This is a genomic window from Arthrobacter sp. MYb23 (assembly GCF_002979775.1).
Classification (GTDB): domain Bacteria; phylum Actinomycetota; class Actinomycetes; order Actinomycetales; family Micrococcaceae; genus Arthrobacter.
In genome coordinates, this window is the sequence record NZ_PCPR01000014.1 from 88,743 (window position 1) to 108,428 (window position 19,686).

A 19,686-nucleotide genomic window follows, 5' to 3' on the forward strand; every position below is an offset into this window, starting at 1 on the left:
GCGTAGAGCTTGGCGCCTTAGATCCGCGGCCGCCCTGCCCAGCGCCGCGCCTTCAGGGCCGCATGCAATTCGAGCCGGATCGCACCACTTAACGGATCAGCACCGATGAGCTGCCGGATCCGCCCGAGCCGGTTGTAGATGCTGCTCCTGTGGAGGTGAAGTTTGGCGGCGACATCCTGAACTGAGCCGTCGTTGTCGTAGAGCAGTTCCAGGACAGGCAGGAGCTCGCCGTTCTTGTCGTGGTCCTCAAGTGCCCGATAATGCACCGATCCTGTGTCATCCCATCCGCCGGGTGCCACCAGACGATCGAAAAGTTGATACACACCAACAGCCCGGCTCTCCACGAGCTCCCCCAAGGGCTGGTCCACCGCGGCAGCTTGGGCAGCAACCTTGGATTGCCGGTAGGCGCCCGACAGCTGCCGGATAACGTGGAAGGGTTCACTGATTCCCAGGATCACCCTGTCCACCTTGCGGCCCGCGCGTTTTGTCAGCTCCAGTTGATAGTGCACCAGCACCTGGGCGTGGTCCGCCCTGCCGCCCGACTCGCGGAACAGGACCACCGAGTGCGTCTCCGTCCCCGCGCTGAACAGGGCCGCGTTGACGCCGATGGTGGACTGCAGCGCCGCAGATCGATGCGTCAGGGTAGCGGCAATGGGGTCGACGTCGGACCTCGCGCCCTCGGGATCGAGGATGGTCACCAGCTGCCACGGACCGCGGCCTTGGATTTCCTTCCACCCGGCGACGGCAGCCACTGCGTTCGATTCGCCGCCGCAGGCTGACAGGAAGTCCTGTTCACGCCTTCTACGAAACTCCGATTCGGCCGTGTTCGAATCCAGGAGCAAGCCCGCCAACAGGTCCAGCTCATCCCGAACGCCGGGCAGCTCGGCGAGTATCGCCGTCGCACTCTGTTCTTCAAGGTCCAGCTGCACCCACAAGTACCCCACCCGGAAACCGCGGACCAGGAGTGGCACGCAGACGCGGCCCAACATGCCGAGCTCGTCGTTGGCCGGAACCACCACGGGACGCACGGCCGTGGAGATGCCGTGAGCGAGCTGCCAAGCACTGACGTCGCTGGGAACCCGCTTGCTGAGGAGGAAGTTCACGCGGACCCGGTCAGCGTGGGATTGGTTGGAACTGTAGGCGAGAAGAACGCCGTCGAGGTCTTCCAGGGACAGCCCGCGGCCCAGCTTCAGGGCCACCCGTTCAACGATCTGTTCCACGTCCTGCTGCATCCTTCAAAGCGTACCAACAGCAGGCGACACTTGACGCTTCAGTGCTCGACAAATGTCGAGCTGACTCGACCAGGATCCTTGTATTCACAGGGTTTTCCTCTGTGGGCGGTTCTGAGTCCATGTCACGTGCCTCACAGCCGGATCTATTCTGGAATCACAGCCCGCAACACATTTTTCGGCCGAAGAGGCCGCTAACGATGGAGCCCACAGATGATCATCGGTGTCCCCAAAGAAATCAAGAACAACGAGTTCCGCGTAGCCATCACGGCCGCCGGTGTCCACGAGTTCCGCACCCACGGACACACCGTTCTGGTTGAGCGCGGCGCAGGCCTCGGCTCGGGCATCAACGACGAGGAATACTCGATCGCCGGCGCCGAAATCGTCAACGAAGCTGACGACGTGTGGGGCCGTGCGGACATGGTCATGAAGGTCAAGGAACCCATCGCGGCCGAGTACCACCGCTTCCGCAAGGGCCTGATCCTCTTCACCTATTTGCACCTAGCCGCCGAGCCCGAGCTCACCGCAGAGCTCATCAACTCAGGCGTCACGGCCATCGCCTACGAGACCGTACAGGAAGGCCGCACCCTTCCCCTGCTCGCCCCGATGTCCGAGGTCGCGGGCCGCCTCTCCGTCGTAGTCGGCGCTTCCTCCCTGATGGCTCCTGCCGGTGGCAAGGGTGTCCTCCTGGGCGGTGTACCGGGCGTCCGCCCGGCCAAGGTTGTTGTCCTCGGCGCCGGCGTTGCGGGAACCAACGCCGCTGCCATGGCGCTGGGCCTCGGTGCTGATGTCACCATCATGGACATCAACATCAACCGGCTGCGCGAACTCGATGCCCTCTACCAGGGCCGCCTGAAGACCGTTGCCTCCAACGCCTACGAGATCGAGAAGTCAGTTATCGACGCAGATCTCGTGATCGGCTCCGTCCTGATCCCGGGCGCTAAGGCTCCCAAGCTGGTCACCAACGACCTCGTGTCCCGCATGAAGCCGGGCTCGGTCCTGGTGGACATCGCAGTGGACCAGGGCGGCTGCTTCGAGGACACGCACCCCACCACTCACCAGGAACCGACGTACAAGGTCCACAACTCGATTTTCTACTGCGTTGCCAACATGCCCGGCGCTGTTCCGAACACCTCCACGTACGCACTGACCAACGTCACCCTGCGCTATGCCGTGGCCCTGGCCAACCTGGGCGTCAAGGCCGCGTTCGACCGCGACCCCGCACTCGCTTCCGGCCTCAACATCGCAGCAGGCCACGTGGCACACCACTCCGTTTCCGAGGCGCACAACCTGCCCCTCGTGACCGACTGGCACACGCTGGTTTCCGCGTAACTTCAAGAGACAAACACGCACGACGGCGGGGTGCGGCTTCCACGAGAAGCCGCACCCCGCCGTCGTTGTTTAACCCGCGGTGAGGTTTAGGGGCAAGCGGTTAGGGCCTCGACGGAAGCGACGGGATCAGCTCCGACGGGACCGGTACAGGTATGCCCGAGGGGTCAAGCTTGGAGGGATCGATCTTGGAAGGGTCGATCTCCGGCGGGGTCACGGGCAGCGCCGGAGGCGTGGGGATGACGCCCTTGCCGGGCTCCTTTGGTGTGGGCGTCTTGGGTGTGCGCTGTGACGGTTCGACGCCGGGCTGCGGCTGAGGATCGGCAACGGCAGGGCTCCCGGGGACGGCCGGTGCGGGCTGGGGTTGGACGGTGGCAGGAGCTTGCTGCGGCGCTTCCGGGACTGGCACCGGCTCGGGGGTTGTTCCAGCGGGGGCATCGGGTTGGGGAGCACTGCCGGAACCGGGGTTCAGTTGCGAGACCACCGAACCGATTGCTGCTCCAAGGTGCTGGAAAGCACCGGGCAATCCGCCCTCTGATGCGGCGGCAGCGGTAGCTCCGCCAGCCAAGGACACGGCAACGGCAAGGCCTGCGATGGCCGTACGGCGCTTCTGACGACGCCGGGCGGCAAGTTCGTCTACAGGAGCCGGCTCGGGGGCAGCAGTGGCGAGTACCGCCGTCGGTGCACCCGACGACGCGGACGGCCCCTCCGTCGTCGTGATCTGCTGGGTAGCAGTGATCGGCTGGGTGACGGCTACCGGGCTGCTGACCATGAGCGCGCGGACTGCGTCGGACGGCAAAGGGGCAGTGCTGGCCAGTGATCGCAGCTCGAGAAGTTCGGTGCGGAGGGCGTCGTCCCCGGAGAGGCCGGAGTCGGCCAGCAGGTGGTCGATGGCCTGCTGATCGCGGCGTCCGCGAGGCGCAAATTGTTCGCTCATGATGTGCCGTTCCTTAGTAGTGCACGCTTCTTCAGTGCACCCAATGCCCTGCGCTGTAGTTGTTTGACGGCTCCCTGGGACTTGCCCATGATCACGGCCGTGTCTTCCACCGAAACATCCGCGACAACCCGGAGCGCCAGGACTTCCCGATAATCGTCGGGGAGGTCGTCCAATATTTCGGTGACGCCCAGACCGGCGCCACGTCCGAAGGCCTGGTCCTCGGCGGATGGTGACCGCCGAGCATCCAGGTCCGCTTCATACGGCGTCGAGTCGGGCGTTCGTTCGCGTTTGCGATAGTGATCCACCATCCGCGCATGCGCTATGGAGAACAACAAAGTCTTGGCCCCTTGAAGGCCGCCGTGGAGCGTTTCCAGCTGTGGATAAAGTGCCAGGAAGACGTCCTGCGTCACGGCTTCGGGGTCGTCCACGCCACGTGCCCGGAGGTAGCCAAACACCGGTCCGGAGAACTTATTGTAGGCAGCCGTGAAGAGCAGGCCGGGATCGTCCTGTTCCGCCTGCACGTATTCATCAGCCAAAGGGTCAAGCACCCGTGGATGCCTCCGTCCCACACCACATTACGTAGCGGGGCTCCTTGTCCTAAGCCAAGGAGCCCCGCCCTTAAACCGTAACCGCTGCTTGCTTAGCGGACAGAATCGAGGGGTGCGCCCGGAACAGCCGGGACCTCGGAGGGAACCTGGGTGGGCAGCTCAGGAGCTCCCGGAACGGCGGGCACTGCGGGGACCGCCGGCGTGGCGGGAACAGCGGGAACGCCCGGCACTGCGGGAACTGCCGGTACTGCAGGGGTTGCAGGCAGTTCAGACGTTACGGCGGCGTCGACGTCGGCGTCAGCCTTTACCGAACCGTCAGCCTTCAGGCCAGCAGCCTTGCCGGCTTCCACCACGGACTCGCAGTGAGCCTCCACCTTGGCTTCGCCACCGGCAGCGATGGTCAAGGACTCGAAGCCCGGGACCTTCGTGTCAGACTTCAGGCCGCCATTGAGGAAAGCGGTGCAAAGGCCGAAGGCCTCCGGGGAGGTGGCGTCTTCTACCGCGGCCTTGGCATCGGATACTGCGTCAGCAGCCTTTGCCTGGCCAGCCTCGGAGGCCTCGGTTGCCGTGGCCTTCGCGGTCTCGACGGCGTCAGTGGCCTTTGTCGTGGCGGATTCGGCGGCGTCGGCTGCTGCGGCATCGGCGGCTTCAGCGGCCTTCTCAGCTACCGGCGCCGGCGCACCAACGAGGTCGTGGGCGCTCTGCTGGATTTCGGTGGGAAGTGCGCCGTTGAAGGCAGCGACGCCGGTGCCACCGGCAGCTACGGCTCCGGCAGCCAGGACGCCCGCGGCGACTTTGCTGGTGGCAAGGACAGTGAACAAGGACATGAAACCCTCCGACAAACGATTTTGGGATTGCCCCGGCCGCGGTTGGGTCGCGACCGGATGATCAGTGTGCGGACGTGGCCCGCACACCCCTTACATCGTTCGTGGCGCCGGTGAGGTTACGCGTTGTTCAAAATTCTTTTTTTGAGCTTGAGTCCGGCTACTCATCCGTACTGCCGTTATCCACATACCGCCCCTTGTCCACACTGGCTAGATGTCCCCATGGCAGGGTGGTCTGCGGCCAACTATGCTCAGGAAACCGTCCGGGACTTTTTGGTCGCCCGGCGATCGACATGTCACTACGTTCAGGGGATACGTGATGGGGCTGAGCATCTGATGGGGCAGGGACTGGTAGGCGCGGACGTCGGGGATCTCCGGCGATTGTCCGCTGTCATGGACGCTGAGGCTGAGAAGATCACCAGTCTTCAACAGCAACTCACGGCAATGATCCAGGCAGGTTCGTACTGGCGGGGAAATGACGCTGACCAGTTCCGTAGCAGGTGGCAAAGCGATCTGCATGGACGGTTGGGAGCAGCAGCTGTTTGCCTGCGGACCAATGCCCGCGCCCTGAAACTCAACGCAGACCAGCAGGAACAAGCCTCCCTGGGTGGTTCGGCCGGAGGATCCAAGGGAGGACCTTCAGGCGGGGTCGGCAGGACAACCCCGGGGTCGCCGGAGTTCACTTTTGATCCCACCACCTATGGTCCCTTCACGGTTGAAGGCAACGGCTCCATAGACAGCAAAGCGTCGGGCGAATCGCACGGAACCATAGGCCCTGCCGGCATCGACGTTGGTGGCTCCGGCGAGGCTTCCACCGGAGGCGACATGACCTGGAAGGCGGGGTCGGAGTTCGGTCCCGTCAAGACGACCGTCACCAACGAAACGTTTGTCGGTGCCCGAGCCAGCGGCGAGTACGGGGCCAGCGTGCCGTTCGGGCTGGGACTTCCCAACGCCCACGCCAACGGCGAAGCGTTTGCCGGTGCAGAGAACGTGACCACCACACGATCCGACTTCTTCGACGGCTGGGTCACCAACACCTCCACCACGCGAATGATGACAGGAGTGGAGGCCAGCGCCCACGCCAACGCCAGCAGCCCGTTCCTGTTTTCGGCCGGCGGCGAGGGCTTCGCGGGCCAGAAGGTCACTATGGATAACAAGACCGACTTCGCTGGTGGCTTGTTCTCCTTGGGACAGGGCGGGGAGTTGCGCGCCGGTGCTTGGGCAAGCGCCGGCGAAGGCGAGGTCAGCGTCAAGGGCCGCGAGACCACCGGTACAGCATTCAGCGCAGGTGCCGGAGCAGAACTGACCGGGAGCCGGTATGTCGAAGTACTGGGCCAGACAGTGACGCTCAACGCAACGGTAGCCGCCGGAGCCGGCGAGGGTCACTTCTTCACGGCTTCCATGGACGAAGACGGGCTCACCCTCGGCGCGGGCGCCAAGCTCACCGCCGAACTTGGCCTGGGTGCGGGTGGCCAGATCACCCTCAGCCCCAAAGGTCTGGTGGATTCCGTCACCGGGTTCGTCGACTTCCTGAACAACTGACTTTCGTCACTACAGTCCACCGCCGGAAAGGCTCCCATGACATCGCAGCAGGTTTTCCCGTCCGAAGCTTTCCCCGCCTACCCGGTCATCCGCGTCAATGCGCCAGCCGGTTGGACCCAGCAGGTGGTCCCCGATGCCGTGGGCGCCTTGATGGCCCCCGCGTCCGAGGGCAAGTACACCGCCAACGTGATCATCTCGGTTTCGCGTCGCTTGCCGGGATACCAACTCCAGGATATCGCCGCATCCGTGGACTCGTTCCTGGACGCCTTGCCGGATGCAGTCCTGCTCGCCACAGAGCCAGTGGCGATTAATGGCCGGGATTGGCACGTGCGCGAGGCACGTTACACCCACCCGCAGGCGGGATCACTGACCCAGTTCACCGCCGTCACAGTGGTCCATCAGGACGCCGCTGCTGATGTGGTCCAGCTGACCGGAAGCTGCCAACCAATTGAAGACAATAAAGACCTCAAGGCCATCTATTCGCTGGTTGCCAGCGCGGACGTCACGCCAGCGCCCTAGCCTGCTCAATCAGCTTCAGCACCGCAACGGAATCAGCCGGATCCACTGGCGCCGGAAGCGCGGAGGCCACGCCGCCGTCGTCGAGCTTTTCGGCGAGAATCCTGTAGAACTCGGGATACGCACCGCGCTCTGTGGGGATGGTGGTGCGCTGCCCGTTTGCCTCAAGCGCGCCATGGTTTTGGGGAGTTTCGACGCCGTACTCCGAGTCCGTTGGAAGCCCGCCACCCAGCACATAGGGCTCCTGCGGGTCGGTGCCGAACTTCACGAAGCCACCCGCTGTGCCGAGGACGCGGAAGCGTGGGCCAGGGAGGTGGCTGTTGAGGTTGATGGTGACATGGCTGACCACCCCCGACTCGTGCCGGAGCGCAAGAAAGACGTCGTCGTCGGCGCTTTCCTGAGGACGACGAGCCGTGATCTCCGCGAAGGTGACAGTGGCCGGCCCAAAGAACTGAAGAGTGAGATCAAGGACGTGGGTACCGAGGTCGAACAGGACACCGCCGCCGTCTTCGGCCGTGGCGCTGGCTTTCCAGGCCTTGGCAATCTCCGGCGCCCAGCGCTCCATGCCCACCTCAAACCGGGTCACGGTCCCCAGCGTCCCGGCGTCGAGCAGTTTCTTCACGGTGAGCGAGTCACCATCCCAGCGGCGGTTTTGGTACACGGTGAGGACACGGCCTAGTTTTGCCGCCAGCTGGATCAGTTCCTCGCCCTCGGCGCTGCGCACCGTGAACGGTTTATCAACGACGACGTCGAGCCCGGCTTCCAGGGCAGCTTTCGCGAGCGGGAAATGAGTGGCGGGCGGCGTGCCCAGGACCACGAGGTCCAATTCGTCAGCGAGGGCCAGGATGTCCTGTGGGGTGTTGACGATCCGCGTTTCCGGGTAGCGCTCTTTCGCTTTCGCTTGCCTTCCGGCGTCCGAGGTTGAGATGACGGAGAGCTCATAAGCAGGGTTGGTGGCGATGTAGGGCGCGTGGAAGACGCTGCCCGACAGGCCAAAGCCTGCGACGGCGGTACGGATCGGCTGGGAAGTCATGTGCCTAGGCTACAGATCCTCTCGCAGGTAATAGCCCTTTGACGCCATCCCTCTATCAGCGGGTGAGCGAGCGTCCGGCCCAAGCACGAGGGACATGAGCGAGCGTCCGGCCCAAGCACGAGGGAGGTGAGCGAGCGTCCGGCCCAAGCACGCGGGATGTGAGAGACGGTTGGGACGGCGAAGGCCGGGAACCGCCCCGAACCAATGACTTGGTTTAGGGCGTTCCCGGCCTTCAGGAAACTACACTTTGGGAAACTACAGCGTGAGGGCTACTTCTTGGCGCCCTTTTCCCAGCCGAGGGTAGTCCAGTCCGGAACGTTGGAGAGGCTCTTGAACAGGGACGGACCGTAGTTGGCCAGGCCCGTTCGTACGAACTGGATCTCCGGGCCGTTCAACACGGTACCCATGGAGAAGTACTTCTCCATGTGCTTCTTCTCAACCTCCATGGCAGCCTTGTTGCGCTCAGTGTCATCGGCGATGGTTGCCAAACGCTTGATTTCCGCGTCGAGTTCAGCGTCGCCCAAGCCGTTTTCGTTCGTAGCGGAGTCGTAGTACTGCTTCACGGCGTCGGTAGCATCCGGACCCACGGTGTAACCGGAGATGGTCACATCGAACTCGCGTCCGCCGATCACCTTGCCGAAGTCAGCGTCACCGCGCTGATCGATGGTGACATCCATACCGGCAGCCTTGAGCTGGTTCTGCAGGGTCTGCGAGGTTGCAGCCGTGGTGGGGTCGTCACCGAAGTTGGTGATCTTGAAGGAGACTGGGACGCCGTCCTTGGCCATGATGCCCTTGTCGTTGGCCGTGTAACCGGCGTCCGTAAGAACCTTCTTGGCAGCCTCAGCGCCGGTGTCCTTCACGGGGTAGTTGTCCTGGTAGTACTCGGAGAACGGCATGAGCATCATGGAGCCCGAGCTTTCCTCGGACCAGTTCAGGCCGTTGAAGCGTACATCGCGGATGGCCTTGCGGTCGACGGCGGTGAAGATCGCCTTGCGTACTGCGACGTCCGTCAAGGCCGGGCGCTTGGCGTTCAGGTTCAGGCCACCGGCAAACAGGCGCTGACCGCGGCGTACCTCGGAGTTGGTGGTTCCCTCAAGCTGCTTGTAACGGCCCAGCGTGCGGCCGTTGGCGGCGTCGATCTCACCGTTCTTGAACGCTGCGATGGTTGCACTCGGCTCCATCTGGCGCCAGATGACCTTCTCCAGGACCGGCTTCTGGCCCCACCACTTGTCGTTGGGCACCATGGTGACGGTCTTGGCCGTAGTGTCGTAGTTTTCTACCTTGAACGGACCTGCCATCCATTCGGGGTGCATGTTGCCGGCAAACCCCGTATTGAAGATCTCGGGGGTATTGATGGCCGGGTGGATCAGGCCGAAGAAAAGGCCTTCCAACGGAAAGACCGGCTGGGTGGTGGTGACAATGACTTCTTTGTCGTTGGCGCCAGCCTTGACGGAGTCCACAAAAGCGTATGCGCCAGCGGTGACGATGTCGATGGACTTGTCTTCACCCTTGAGCATGTTCCAGGTGTTTTCGAACGTCTTGACGTCGATGGGTGTCCCATCGTTCCACGTCGCTTTGTCGTTGACCTTGATGGTGACGGTCTGCTTGCCATCTTTGACTTCGCTCTTTACGTCTTCGCAGAAGTCTTTGTTCGGCTCTGCTTTGCCGTCGAAGTCAAGCTTCCAGCAACCGCCTATGCCACCGCTGTTGATGGAGGCGGTGTTGACCGGGGTCATGAGGGCTGAGTTGTCAGCGCTGTTGCCCACATTGGAGAAGCCGTTGAAGTCCGGCCCAATGCTGCCCACAGCCAGGGTGACCGTGCCGCCCTGCTCCAGATCCTTTGCTTCCTTGGCGTTGACGCTGATCAGCTTGCTGATATCGCCGCCGCTCTCTTCGGCCTTCTGAGAGGCCGGACCCGACGGCGTTCCCCCGCCGCAAGCGGTCAGCATCAGCGTTGCTGCGAGCGCTACGCCACCGATCGTCGTGTACTTTTTCATGGTTTGCCCTTCATGGTTACGACTGGAAATTCATTTGCGAGTTGAGACCAGAGATTCTTTTCAAATGCGTCATATGTCGTCAGGCATGCACCACCAGCATGTCGGCATCTATCTCTCCATCGGGGAAGAAGCATGCGAAATCCTGTGTGCCTTCCTTCTCCGAAGCCAATGGCGGCTCCAGATTAAGGCACTTCTCCTGCTTCGCGGCAGGTAGTGCGGCAAACACGGGACAGCGGGTGGCAAAATTGCATCCCTTGGGAGCATCAAGCGGGCTTGGAAGGTCCCCCTGCAGGATGATGCGTTCGCGGGTGCGTTCCAGGGTGGGGTCCGGCACCGGGATCGCGGACAGCAGGGCCCGGGTGTAGGGGTGGCGCGGGTTGTCGAAGACGTCGTCCACGTCGCCGGTTTCCACGATCTTGCCGAGGTACATCACGGCCACACGGTCGGAGATGTGCCGTACGACGGAGAGGTCGTGGGCCACCATGAGGTAGCTCAGGCCCAGTTCGGCACGGAGCTTGTCCAGTAGGTTGATGACACCGGCCTGCACGGATACATCCAGCGCGGAGACCGGTTCGTCCAGCACCACGAGCTTCGGATTGACCGCGAGCGCCCGGGCAATACCGATGCGTTGGCGCTGGCCACCGGAGAACTGGTTGGGGAAGCGGTTCACATGGTCAGGTTGCAAGCCCACCAGCTTCATGAGTTCCATGATGCGTTTCTTGATGGCGGCCTTGGGCATGCCAAGGTTTTCCAGGGGTTCGGCCAGGACTTCGTACACCGTGAAGCGCGGATCCAGGGCGCCTGTGGGGTCCTGGAAGACCATCTGCATTTCCTTGCGCATGGCCATCTTGGTCTTGTGGTCCGTGGCCACTTTGTTGCTGACGCCGCCGATGATGACTTCGCCCACCTGATCCGGGTGGAATTCCATGATTTCCAGGAGTGTGGTGGTCTTGCCGCAGCCGGACTCGCCCACAATCGAGACGCACTCGCCTTCGCGGATATCGAAGCTCAGTCCGTCCACGGCCTTGACCGTGCCGATCCGTCGCTTGATCAAGGCACCCTTGAGCAGCGGGAAGTGCTTCTTCACGTCCTTGAGTTCCAGGACCTTTGCGCGCTCGGCGCGGGCCACGCCGTCGAACTTTGACACCGGCTTGGGCGGTGCGTGGAAAATCTTGTGCGCGTCGGCATCGCCGGTCAACTCGTTGGCCTTGATGCAAGCGGCTTTGTGACCCAGCGTCTGACTTTCAACACCGGGCACCGGGAAAAGTTCCGGTTCACCGTGCAGGCAGGCGTCGCTGACCATGGGGCAGCGGGCGGCGAAGGAGCACCCGGTCACCGGCAGGGCCAGGTTGGGTGGTGTCCCTTCAATGGGAACCAACGACTGCCTGGTGGCAGTGTCCACACGCGGAACCGCGCCGAGCAGGCCCAGCGTGTAGGGCATCCGGGGGTTGTAGTAGATGTCCTCCACCGTGCCGGTTTCCACGGGTTTGCCTGCGTACATCACCATGATGTCGTCAGCCATGCCCGCGACAACACCGAGGTCGTGCGTGATCATGACGACGGCGGCGCCGGTCTCCTCTTGCGCGGTGTGCAGGACTTCCAGCACCTGCGCCTGGATGGTGACGTCCAACGCCGTCGTGGGTTCATCAGCGATGAGCACCCGGGGATCGTTGGCGATGGCGATGGCGATCATGACGCGCTGGCGCATGCCGCCGGAAAACTCGTGCGGGAAGGCTTTCAGCCGGTCCTTGGGGCTCGGGATGCCCACCATGCGCAAAAGTTCGATGGCGCGGGCTTCTTTGGCCTGCTTGCTCATGGTGGGGTTGTGAACCGTGAGCGCCTCGATGATCTGGTGGCCCACCGTGTAGACGGGTGTCAGAGAGGAAAGCGGGTCCTGGAACACCATGGCGATGTCACTGCCGCGGTGCTTGCACATGGCTTTGTCGCTGAGGCCCAGCAGCTCTTTGCCTTTGAAGCGCACGGAACCGGTGATGTCCGCGGTTTCGGGCAGGAGCCCCATGATGGCCATGGACGTGACGGACTTACCGGAACCGGATTCGCCCACGATGCCCAGGGTTTTGCCCGGCATGAGGTCGAAATCCACTCCGCGAACCGCGTGGACTACGCCGTTCTCGGAATTGAAGCGGACGTTGAGGTCGCGGACGCTCAAGACGGCGTCGCCGGGGGCGTAGAGCCCGGCATCGCGGAGGCGCTCAGCGGGTGTCTGGGAAGTGTTGGTGCTCATTTGGCAGCCTTTGCGGTCTTGGTCTTGGCCCGTCCAATGGAGCTGGAGCTGGGGTCAAAGGCGTCACGGAGGCCGTCATTCATCATGGCCAGTGACCCCGTCAGCAGGAACATGACAGTCAGTGGCACCCAGAACATCCAGGGGAACGAGGACACCTGACCGGTGGCCTGGCCGATGAGGACACCGAGGCTGACGTCAGGAAGCTTGATGCCGATCCCAATGAAGGAGAACGCGACCTCGGCCAGGATTGCCCCGGTGATGCCACGGGTGAAGTCGAGCACCAGCAGCGAGCCGATGTTCGGAACCAGGTGGCGCCAGACGATTCGACGGGAAGGGACTCCCATGTACTTGGCGGCTTTGACGTAATCGCGCTGCATGAGGGACATGGACAGCGAGCGCACCAGCCGGGCGGTTCCCATCCAGCTGAAGAACAGGAGCACGACCACCAGCAAGAGCCAGCTGGGGAGGTCCTTGAGCCCACCACTTCCGCTGGTTGCGACGGCGACCACCAGGATGGCGGGCATCATGATGAGCGCTTCGAGGATGAACAGCATGGTGGCATCCACCTTGCCGCCGAAGAACGCCATGGTGCAGCCATACACGGCGGAGATCAGCACGGATATACCGCCCACGATCAAGCCGATGAGGATAGAAGTCCGGGTACCGTCCACAATGAGCGCCATGAGGTCGATGCCGGCCTGCGTGGTCCCCAGCAGGTGGTCCGGCGACGGCGGCATACCGATGTTCAACGGGTCAAGGGTGTCCTTGTCCCACGACGTCAGGAACCCGCCAAAGATCGAAAAGAGGAACAAGGCGAGGAAAATGAACAAACCGGCGACGGCGGTCCGGTTACGCATGAAGCGACGGAAGATGATGCGGGATTTCCCAATGACGACGTCCTGGTCACCAACCCGGGCTTCGTCAATTTCCGCAATGGGATCAATGATGTTGGTCATTACTGGACCCTCACTCGTGGATCGACCAGTGTGGTGGCGAAGTCGGCAAGGATGGCGCCGATCGCGAAGATCACTGAACCATAGGCCAGCGTGGCAGTGGCTACATTGACGTCCTGAAGGCTGATGGCCTGGATGCTCCAGAGGCCAATGCCTGGCCAGGCGAAGATGGCCTCCGCGAAGAACCCACCCGTGAAGATGGCGGGGATGGTGAATGCAATGCTCTGCGCCACCGGGATGAAGGACACCCGCAGGGCGTGCTTCCTGATGGCCTGGTTTCGGGTGAGCCCCTTGGCCCGGGCGGTGCGGACGAAGTCAGCATTCACGTTGTCCAGGAGGTACTGCCGCTGGGCGATCTGGTAACCGGCCCAACCGAAGATGGTCATCGCGAAGGTGGGCACGGCGTAGTGGGCCACAAGGTCAACGAAAGCCGGCCAGCCAGGTTCAATTCCCGGCGTCGAAATTCCCGTCACGAAGAAGATGCGCTGTCCGACGGCCTCGTTGATGCCGATGGCTCCCAGCTGCACCAGGAAATACGCGATGGGTGCGGGCAGGATGTGGACCAGGTAGCTGTAGGACGTGATGACGCGGTCCTGGACCTTGTACTGGCGGGCTGCGGAGTAGACACCCAGAGCCACGCCGATGATCAGGGTGAGGATGATCGAGGCGATGAACAGCCGGGTGGAAACCAGCACGCGGTCAGCAAATTCGGCGTTGACGAAGGCGCCATTCGGGCTACGGCCCCAGTCCCACCGGGTGACGATGCCCCAGAGCCAATCCAGGTAACGCTCCCAGGCGTTTTTGTCCGGATCCAGTCCGAGCCCCCGGAAAGAGGCAGCTACCTGTTCGGGGGTTGGCCGCGGGATTTTCTCCTGCTCGAGGACGGCCGGCTTCAGCGACGAGACTGCCAGGAAGTAGCCTGCACTGGTGGTCAGGAAGATCATGATCAGGTAGATACCTGACCGCTTCATCAGATATTTCAGCATGTCGGTCGGCTGCCCCGAATCGTGGCAAAACTCAATGCTCGTCCTTCCGCGGTTCCCGGCTGTGGCCGGCGTCAGCTACGAATTGGCGCAGCGGGTTGTTGGCTCCCCCGGCACCCCTTCAGTGATCACCAGCCCTGTATGGCATGCGTCACATTCAAGAGGAAACTACCACAATAACTGCTTCACGTTTTGCTTCACGGTGTCCAGTTTCGCGCCTGCAGCCAGATTGTTATGTGCAGGTTGCGACATGTTTACGACGCCGGCGGCACTAACGCGCTCACAGCGGAGCGGGCGGGCGGGCAACCAAGGCCGTTTCGCTTGCCGGGATGCGGGTTAAGCCGGATCCAAGAGCCGCGTGATCAGCTCGCGCCAGGAATCCGTTAGCCGGGTGGGAGAAATACCTCGGACACGGACGTCGTCGACTATTCGCTCAGGGTCCAGTGCATACGTCAAGGACATCGCCATCACCCAAGGATCCGCGATTCCCGCCTCCCGCAGCAGGACCTCCATATGTCGATGCGACAGTTTGGTCGCGGGGACATCGAACCTGTTGCGCGTAGCGGCCCCGGCAGCCTTCAACAGTTCGCCATTTTCCAGGACGAAGTAGATCCGCCCTTCCCCGAAGGCCACCAGGCGATCCTTTGGCGTGGCGCCCGGTCCAAGAGGCGGGGGGCCGAACATGAAGCCAGCCTGAAATTCGGACTCCGAGTCGCTCAGCAGCGTCATCATGAGCCCGGCGCGGCTCCCGAAGCGGCGGAACACTGTCCCCTTGCCAACCTTGGCCTTGCACGCGAGCGCATCCATGGTCAGTGCTTCCGCGCCAAACTCGGCCACTAAATCCCGGGCAGCATTGAGGAGTCGCTCACGATTTCTCGCTGCGTCACTGCGCTCATGGGGCGCACCCAGGGGCACGTCCGGTCGAAGGGGGATCGAGCTCACAGAAATATTCTAGACCCCGGGAATAGAAAACGGACCATAGTCCGTTTAGTATCGATGAAGGCCCCAAAGCCCAGACAACGCAGGTCGGATCCGCAAGGCACCCGGCCAGACACAAGGAGACACCATGTCCAAGAGCACAGTTCTTACCCTCGTCGGCAGCCTGCGCGCCGATTCCCACAACAGGAAGCTCGCCGAAGCCATCCAGCTGAACGCACCCGAGAACGTTGACGTGCAGATCCACGGCTCACTGGGCACCATCCCCTTCTACAACGAAGACATCGACGTCGAAGGCCAGGTCCCCGCCGAAGCTGCCGCCCTCCGCGCTGCAGCAGCCGACGCCGACACCATCCTGCTCGTCACCCCCGAGCACAACGGCACCATGCCCGCATCCTTGAAGAACGCCATTGACTGGCTGTCCCGCCCGTTCGGCGCCGGCGCCCTCTCCGGCAAGCCGACCGCCGTCGTCGGAACCGCTTTTGGCCAGTTCGGTGGCGTGTGGGCCCAGGATGAGGCCCGTAAGGCCGCCGGTATTGCCGGCGCAAAGGTCCTTGAAGACGTCAAGCTGGCCGTCCCCGGCTCCATGATCCGCTTCGCTGAACTGCACCCGAAGGACGACGCCGAGGTTGTTGAGCAGATCAAGGGCATCTTCGAGCCGCTGACGGCCGTTCAGGATGACGAAGAAGCAGCAGCCTAAGCTTTTCGCTGTTGATGCCCCCGTTCCGCGTTCTGCGGGGCGGGGGCATTCGCGTGCCCGCTGTCTTCATTCCCCGCTGTCTGCAGGTCGGCGTGAGCGGGCGTGATCAACTCTTGTCCGAACCGTCACCGGAACGGCATGTTGTGTTGGGCCGTCCCGTCCTACCGTTGGAAGTACAGGTGGACGGACAGGAGCGCGGGGCTGTCATGCATGCCGGACGGGGAGCAAAAAGTACGACGACGATCGCCGCTGCCTGCCTCATTTTCGGCCTGTGGGTGGCGGGCTGCACTACCGCCCCTTCCGGATCTGCCGGTCCGGACAGCGAGCCTCCCCTACCGACTGTTTCCGTGGACACCGGGGCACCATCACCCAGCGCCGCTCCCACGAATACTGTGCCCACGGCTACCGCGCCCCCTGCTTCCGGCCCTGTTGCATCGGCTCCCACCTCTTCGACGCCTCCCCCTTCAAACACCGGCGTTCCTTCCGTGGCCGTCCCCGCCGCGCCACCCTCGCCGGCAGCACCAACTACCGCTCCCTCAAGCGCTTCGTCCGAGGCACCACGGACCCAGCCGGCAACCGTCGTCGAGCCTTCACCCCGCCCTGGCACCAGCGCCCCTGAACCAACGCCCACCCCCACAGTCATCCCCGTGGATGTGGAGAACTCAGGACCAGCGGTGTACTACGTGGCAATCGACGACGGCGGCGCCCGCGGCGTGCGCTTCGGCTGCAACGACAGCCTGGTACCTGTCAGGGGAGTTGCTGCACCCGGCGATCCGTTGTCCGTGGCGCTCGGCCGGCTCCTGGGCGCCGGAATGCCGGTGGACAGCGATGCAGCCCTCTATGACGCACTGGCCAATTCTTCGCTGCGCTACCTCTCCGGCTACATGAACGGGGCAACAGTGGTGGTGAACCTCAGCGGATCACTGCGGCCCGGGGGCGTGTGCGACATCCCGCGGATCCAGGCGCAGCTGACGCAGACCATCGTGCAGGCCAGCGGCGCCTCCCGGGCCGAGATCTACGTGAATGGCCGGACCCTGACGGAGGCACTGAGCGTACGTTGATGGCGGGCTGCCGGTCCGCGGTGGGCTGCTGGTCCGCGGCTGGGCACCCGATCGCGCCAGCGGAGTGTGTTGGGCCGCGGAGGGCGGGCGGTGGCCCCGCAAACCCGTTGTGAAACCGCTATTCCGTGGTCGCCCGGCAACGGAATAGCGGGCTGGCAACGGAATGGCAGGCTGGCGGCGGGTTCGGGACCTCACGCCGTCGCGATCGCCAGCACCCTGCGGAGAGCCCACGCCACCCGCAACAAGGCCAGGACGGAGGCGAAGGCCAGCACGAAGACCAGCACTTCAGGGATCCACAGGCCCGCGACGGAGTCCCCTTCCAGAACCACCGTGACCAAGGCGGCAACCACCAGCAAGCCCAGCCCCGGGATGGCAAAAAGGAATACCTCGCCGATCTGGCGCCTGTGTGCGGCGGACAGTTTTTCCAAGGGAAGTTCCCGCTGACCTGGTGCAGCCTTCTTTCCGAGCACGTTGATCAGCATGGACACACTGGTGAGGGTCAGCCCCGCGGTGGCCCCGGCCAGGGTGGCGAGCGTCTGGAACAGGGTGCGCCGCGCCCCCGGGTCCACGGCCTCCAGCATCAGCGGTTGACGTGCCAGCAGCGCGATTCCCAGCCAGATCAGCACGGCAAGGGCAGCCCAAGCGAAGTCAGCACTGGGATGCAACAGAAACCAACGCCACAGTGTCCGGCGGCGGCCGGTTCGCTGGATGTCAACCTCGTACAAGCTCATGATCTGCACCGCCTTGGGTCTCCCCGGCTGATTGATCCGCCTTTCCGGCGGCTTTTCCTGCCTTTCCAGCTACTTGTCTGGCCGTTTCAGAGCTCTCCGCGGCCGCGAGAGCTGCCCGAACAGCGGCCATTCCACCCGCGACCATGTCCGGCACCAGGGCCGCATCAGCCGAGCCCTTGATGTCCGGCAGGGTCCTGGCGAAAAAGGCCTCGTTGTCCCTGGCTTGCTTGTTGAGGATGGCTATTGCTTCTGCAGTGGACTTTTGAGGATCGTTGAAGACGTCCGGGTCCACTTCGATGTGCGAGATGAACCGCTCCTTGAGAAGGTCCACCACTTCGCGGTCGCCCGTCAGGGAGTCCTTGCCTTCAGCCACCACGTAGTCGAAATGTTCCACGGATCCGGCCCTGCGGAAGAGATCGATCAGTTGTTGGATGCGGTCCCGAATCCGCTGTTTGTCCTCGGCTTTGCCGGATCTGCCCACGCTCAAGGAAATCCGGAACGTACCCTCATTCATGAGGCGCGAAGCGCTGTCCAGGACGTCAGCCCATTCGCCCTCCATGAGCTTCCCGGAGAGACGTTCGGCAGGAAGCGCGAACTCGAATCGGCTCACCTCCAGGCGTGTCAGGATTTCCTCGATATCCTCGCGGACAACCGGCACCAGGACTGGCTCGAGCCCCAGCATTCCCTCGAGGTACTCGCCCATCCTGGACGCCCGGGGGCCATTGCCACTGGTCAGAACCGCGATGACATTGCGCTTCAGAAAGGCAAAGTAGGTTGTCTCCAGCAGGTGGTCACCGGGAGCCAACGGAAGGGGCTTGCGCCGGCCAAGGGCGTCTCCGACACTTGGCAGATTGGTGTCCCGAACCCGGTCCAACAGCAGCACAGGATGCGGCGCTGACGCCACGGCCTGCGCGAGCAACACCGTGCCGTCACCACTGGTGAAGTGCCTGTCCGTCCCGGCGTCCTGGGCCTTCTTCAGCACCTCGGCCACACGGCGCGCTGGAAATGGACGATTGAGGCCGTCACCATTCAACTGCTCGATCCGCCAGAACTGCACACTGCGCCGTGCCATGGATTCTCCCCTCGTCTTCCGTGATCCACGCTATGGGCGAGGTCCGACATTAAAGCCGGGTGCCGCCGTCGTGCGTCAACCCGCTCGCGGACAGCGCCAGGTCACAGGCTGTATTTGGGCCCCGGCGCGAACAGCGAATCCATCTCATCGTGGCTGCGAGTACCTGCGAGCCCGGCCCAATTGCCGTCGCCGAGGATTTCCTTCGCCACGCGGGCCACCTTTGCATACGCCGCTTTGGCCGTGTTGCCACCGATGCTGACGCGCCGCACGCCGGCGTCGTGCAGTTCCAGGGGCGACGGCGCGCCGACTCCCGCCAAGGCGTTGAGCGGCGCGGGAATCCTGTTGGACAGCTCGTGCAGGACATGCAGGTCCACAACGCCGGGCACAAAGACTCCGTCCGCGCCTGCCGTGAGGTAGGCCTCGGCACGCCGCAGGGTCTCCTCAAATGCGGTCTCCGGAAACTGACCGGACAAGTAGGTGTCTGTGCGCGCGTTGATGAACAGCGGTATACCGCGTTCGTCGGCAGCGGCGCGGATCAAGGCAATCCGCTGCGACTGTTCCATCAGGTCCGTGAGCGGCTCCGTTCCGGAGTCCTCGATGTTGATTCCCACAGCTCCTTCGTCCAGGACCGCGTGGACGGTGGCACGCAGTTCCTCATCCGTGCGCCCGTAGCCGGTCTCGATGTCCGCCGTAACCGGCAACCGGGTGGCCCCTGCGATGCGACCCAATGCAGCCATCGCCAAGCCCCATGGCACATGGTCGCCATCCCTGAACCCCAGGCTCCAGGAGACGGCCGAGCTTGAGGTGGCAATCGCAGTGGCACCTGCCTCCTCCACTACCCGGGCGGAGGCTGCGTCCCAGACGTTCACCAGAACCAACGGGGTGGGCCCGGCGTCGTGAAGCTTATGGAAGTGTTGGGCCTTGGTCACGGATCCCCGGTGCGCAGTCATAGCTACATTCCAGCCCTTCCCGCTCCCGGCGTAAAGCGTGGCCTGCGAAAATGGAGCGAATCGAAAACAAATGTTGCCTCTTTAGCAACCTCGAGGAGTA

The 19,686-nt window shown here is 63.3% G+C and carries 18 protein-coding genes; 5 read left to right on the forward strand and 13 right to left on the reverse strand.

What is annotated here, in order from left to right; translation table 11 throughout:
• Nucleotides 1–17 precede the first annotated feature (17 nt).
• Nucleotides 18–1,232 (reverse strand): CdaR family transcriptional regulator, encoded by a 1,215-nt coding sequence (locus CQ020_RS14925; protein WP_105692566.1) that lies wholly within the window; start codon nt 1,230–1,232, stop codon nt 18–20.
• Between the two features lie 210 nt (nt 1,233–1,442).
• On the opposite strand from CQ020_RS14925, the gene ald reads away from it, so the two are divergent.
• Complete coding sequence (ald, locus tag CQ020_RS14930) at nt 1,443–2,561, forward strand: alanine dehydrogenase (RefSeq protein WP_105692567.1); 1,119 nt, start codon at nt 1,443–1,445, stop codon at nt 2,559–2,561.
• A gap of 100 nt (nt 2,562–2,661) precedes the next feature.
• Here the strand turns inward: ald and CQ020_RS14935 are convergent, their stop codons facing one another.
• From CQ020_RS14935 to CQ020_RS14945, 3 genes are all read right to left on the reverse strand, one after another.
• Complete coding sequence (locus CQ020_RS14935; protein ID WP_105692568.1) at nt 2,662–3,495, reverse strand: hypothetical protein; 834 nt, start codon at nt 3,493–3,495, stop codon at nt 2,662–2,664.
• Nucleotides 3,492–4,043, reverse strand: coding sequence for an RNA polymerase sigma factor (locus CQ020_RS14940; RefSeq protein WP_105692569.1), 552 nt, complete (start codon nt 4,041–4,043; stop codon nt 3,492–3,494). The genes CQ020_RS14935 and CQ020_RS14940 overlap by 4 nt, the downstream gene beginning before the upstream one ends.
• Before the next feature lie 92 nt (nt 4,044–4,135).
• Complete coding sequence (locus tag CQ020_RS14945) at nt 4,136–4,870, reverse strand: hypothetical protein (protein WP_105692570.1); 735 nt, start codon at nt 4,868–4,870, stop codon at nt 4,136–4,138.
• A 333-nt stretch (nt 4,871–5,203) separates the two neighbouring features.
• Between CQ020_RS14945 and CQ020_RS14950 the strand changes: the two genes are divergently transcribed.
• Both CQ020_RS14950 and CQ020_RS14955 read left to right on the forward strand, forming a co-directional pair.
• Nucleotides 5,204–6,409: a WXG100 family type VII secretion target gene (locus CQ020_RS14950; protein WP_105692571.1), complete on the forward strand. Its 1,206-nt coding sequence runs from the start codon at nt 5,204–5,206 to the stop codon at nt 6,407–6,409.
• A gap of 36 nt (nt 6,410–6,445) precedes the next feature.
• Complete coding sequence (locus CQ020_RS14955; protein ID WP_105692572.1) at nt 6,446–6,928, forward strand: hypothetical protein; 483 nt, start codon at nt 6,446–6,448, stop codon at nt 6,926–6,928.
• Here CQ020_RS14955 and CQ020_RS14960 read toward each other — a convergent pair.
• The 6 genes from CQ020_RS14960 to CQ020_RS14985 all read right to left on the reverse strand — a co-directional run bounded on the left by CQ020_RS14960 (nt 6,912) and on the right by CQ020_RS14985 (nt 15,078).
• Complete coding sequence (locus CQ020_RS14960) at nt 6,912–7,958, reverse strand: Gfo/Idh/MocA family oxidoreductase (protein ID WP_105692573.1); 1,047 nt, start codon at nt 7,956–7,958, stop codon at nt 6,912–6,914. The two genes, CQ020_RS14955 and CQ020_RS14960, sit on opposite strands and share 17 nt — an antisense overlap.
• 269 nt (nt 7,959–8,227) lie before the next feature.
• On the reverse strand, nt 8,228–9,955 hold the full coding sequence (locus CQ020_RS14965) for an ABC transporter family substrate-binding protein (protein WP_105692574.1): 1,728 nt from the start codon (nt 9,953–9,955) through the stop codon (nt 8,228–8,230).
• 79 nt (nt 9,956–10,034) lie between these two features.
• Nucleotides 10,035–12,200, reverse strand: coding sequence for an ABC transporter ATP-binding protein (locus CQ020_RS14970; RefSeq protein WP_105692575.1), 2,166 nt, complete (start codon nt 12,198–12,200; stop codon nt 10,035–10,037).
• Nucleotides 12,197–13,156 carry an ABC transporter permease gene (locus CQ020_RS14975; RefSeq protein WP_105692576.1) on the reverse strand — a complete coding sequence of 320 codons (960 nt, stop codon included), beginning with the start codon at nt 13,154–13,156 and terminating at the stop codon, nt 12,197–12,199. Before CQ020_RS14975 ends, CQ020_RS14970 begins: the two co-directional genes overlap by 4 nt.
• Nucleotides 13,156–14,139, reverse strand: coding sequence for an ABC transporter permease (locus CQ020_RS14980; RefSeq protein ID WP_024818553.1), 984 nt, complete (start codon nt 14,137–14,139; stop codon nt 13,156–13,158). Before CQ020_RS14980 ends, CQ020_RS14975 begins: the two co-directional genes overlap by 1 nt.
• A gap of 333 nt (nt 14,140–14,472) precedes the next feature.
• Nucleotides 14,473–15,078 carry a TetR/AcrR family transcriptional regulator gene (locus CQ020_RS14985; protein ID WP_024818554.1) on the reverse strand — a complete coding sequence of 202 codons (606 nt, stop codon included), beginning with the start codon at nt 15,076–15,078 and terminating at the stop codon, nt 14,473–14,475.
• 124 nt (nt 15,079–15,202) lie between these two features.
• Here CQ020_RS14985 and CQ020_RS14990 point away from each other — a divergent pair, with 124 nt between their 5' ends.
• Together CQ020_RS14990 and CQ020_RS14995 are read left to right on the forward strand one after the other, a co-directional pair.
• Nucleotides 15,203–15,772, forward strand: a complete 570-nt coding sequence (locus CQ020_RS14990) for an NAD(P)H-dependent oxidoreductase (RefSeq protein WP_062072614.1) — start codon at nt 15,203–15,205, stop codon at nt 15,770–15,772.
• A 179-nt stretch (nt 15,773–15,951) separates the two neighbouring features.
• The gene (locus tag CQ020_RS14995; protein ID WP_258141902.1) at nt 15,952–16,833 is read left to right on the forward strand and encodes a GerMN domain-containing protein; all 882 of its coding nucleotides are present in this window, start codon (nt 15,952–15,954) and stop codon (nt 16,831–16,833) included.
• Nucleotides 16,834–17,024: 191 nt separating this feature from the next.
• On the opposite strand, the gene CQ020_RS15000 is transcribed toward CQ020_RS14995, so the two are convergent.
• From CQ020_RS15000 to CQ020_RS15010, 3 genes are all read right to left on the reverse strand, one after another.
• The gene (locus CQ020_RS15000; RefSeq protein ID WP_105692577.1) at nt 17,025–17,564 is read right to left on the reverse strand and encodes a hypothetical protein; all 540 of its coding nucleotides are present in this window, start codon (nt 17,562–17,564) and stop codon (nt 17,025–17,027) included.
• Nucleotides 17,545–18,636 carry a hypothetical protein gene (locus CQ020_RS15005; protein WP_105692578.1) on the reverse strand — a complete coding sequence of 364 codons (1,092 nt, stop codon included), beginning with the start codon at nt 18,634–18,636 and terminating at the stop codon, nt 17,545–17,547. Before CQ020_RS15005 ends, CQ020_RS15000 begins: the two co-directional genes overlap by 20 nt.
• Nucleotides 18,637–18,737: 101 nt before the next feature.
• Nucleotides 18,738–19,586, reverse strand: a complete 849-nt coding sequence (locus CQ020_RS15010) for an isocitrate lyase/phosphoenolpyruvate mutase family protein (protein ID WP_105692579.1) — start codon at nt 19,584–19,586, stop codon at nt 18,738–18,740.
• Nucleotides 19,587–19,686 lie beyond the last annotated feature (100 nt).

What these genes read in the sequence shown, in the direction of transcription:
- CQ020_RS14965 (WP_105692574.1), bottom strand. Translation starts at nt 9,955, where the DNA reads ATGAAAAAGTACACGACGATCGGTGGCGTAGCGCTCGCAGCAACGCTG.
- CQ020_RS14955 (WP_105692572.1), top strand. Translation starts at nt 6,446, where the DNA reads ATGACATCGCAGCAGGTTTTCCCGTCCGAAGCTTTCCCCGCCTACCCG.
- CQ020_RS14980 (WP_024818553.1), bottom strand. Translation starts at nt 14,139, where the DNA reads ATGCTGAAATATCTGATGAAGCGGTCAGGTATCTACCTGATCATGATC.
- CQ020_RS14945 (WP_105692570.1), bottom strand. Translation starts at nt 4,870, where the DNA reads ATGTCCTTGTTCACTGTCCTTGCCACCAGCAAAGTCGCCGCGGGCGTC.
- CQ020_RS14950 (WP_105692571.1), top strand. Translation starts at nt 5,204, where the DNA reads ATGGGGCAGGGACTGGTAGGCGCGGACGTCGGGGATCTCCGGCGATTG.
- CQ020_RS14975 (WP_105692576.1), bottom strand. Translation starts at nt 13,156, where the DNA reads ATGACCAACATCATTGATCCCATTGCGGAAATTGACGAAGCCCGGGTT.
- CQ020_RS15005 (WP_105692578.1), bottom strand. Translation starts at nt 18,636, where the DNA reads ATGGCACGGCGCAGTGTGCAGTTCTGGCGGATCGAGCAGTTGAATGGT.
- CQ020_RS14960 (WP_105692573.1), bottom strand. Translation starts at nt 7,958, where the DNA reads ATGACTTCCCAGCCGATCCGTACCGCCGTCGCAGGCTTTGGCCTGTCG.
- CQ020_RS14935 (WP_105692568.1), bottom strand. Translation starts at nt 3,495, where the DNA reads ATGAGCGAACAATTTGCGCCTCGCGGACGCCGCGATCAGCAGGCCATC.
- CQ020_RS15010 (WP_105692579.1), bottom strand. Translation starts at nt 19,586, where the DNA reads ATGACTGCGCACCGGGGATCCGTGACCAAGGCCCAACACTTCCATAAG.
- CQ020_RS14925 (WP_105692566.1), bottom strand. Translation starts at nt 1,232, where the DNA reads ATGCAGCAGGACGTGGAACAGATCGTTGAACGGGTGGCCCTGAAGCTG.
- CQ020_RS15000 (WP_105692577.1), bottom strand. Translation starts at nt 17,564, where the DNA reads ATGAGCTTGTACGAGGTTGACATCCAGCGAACCGGCCGCCGCCGGACA.
- ald (WP_105692567.1), top strand. Translation starts at nt 1,443, where the DNA reads ATGATCATCGGTGTCCCCAAAGAAATCAAGAACAACGAGTTCCGCGTA.
- CQ020_RS14970 (WP_105692575.1), bottom strand. Translation starts at nt 12,200, where the DNA reads ATGAGCACCAACACTTCCCAGACACCCGCTGAGCGCCTCCGCGATGCC.
- CQ020_RS14990 (WP_062072614.1), top strand. Translation starts at nt 15,203, where the DNA reads ATGTCCAAGAGCACAGTTCTTACCCTCGTCGGCAGCCTGCGCGCCGAT.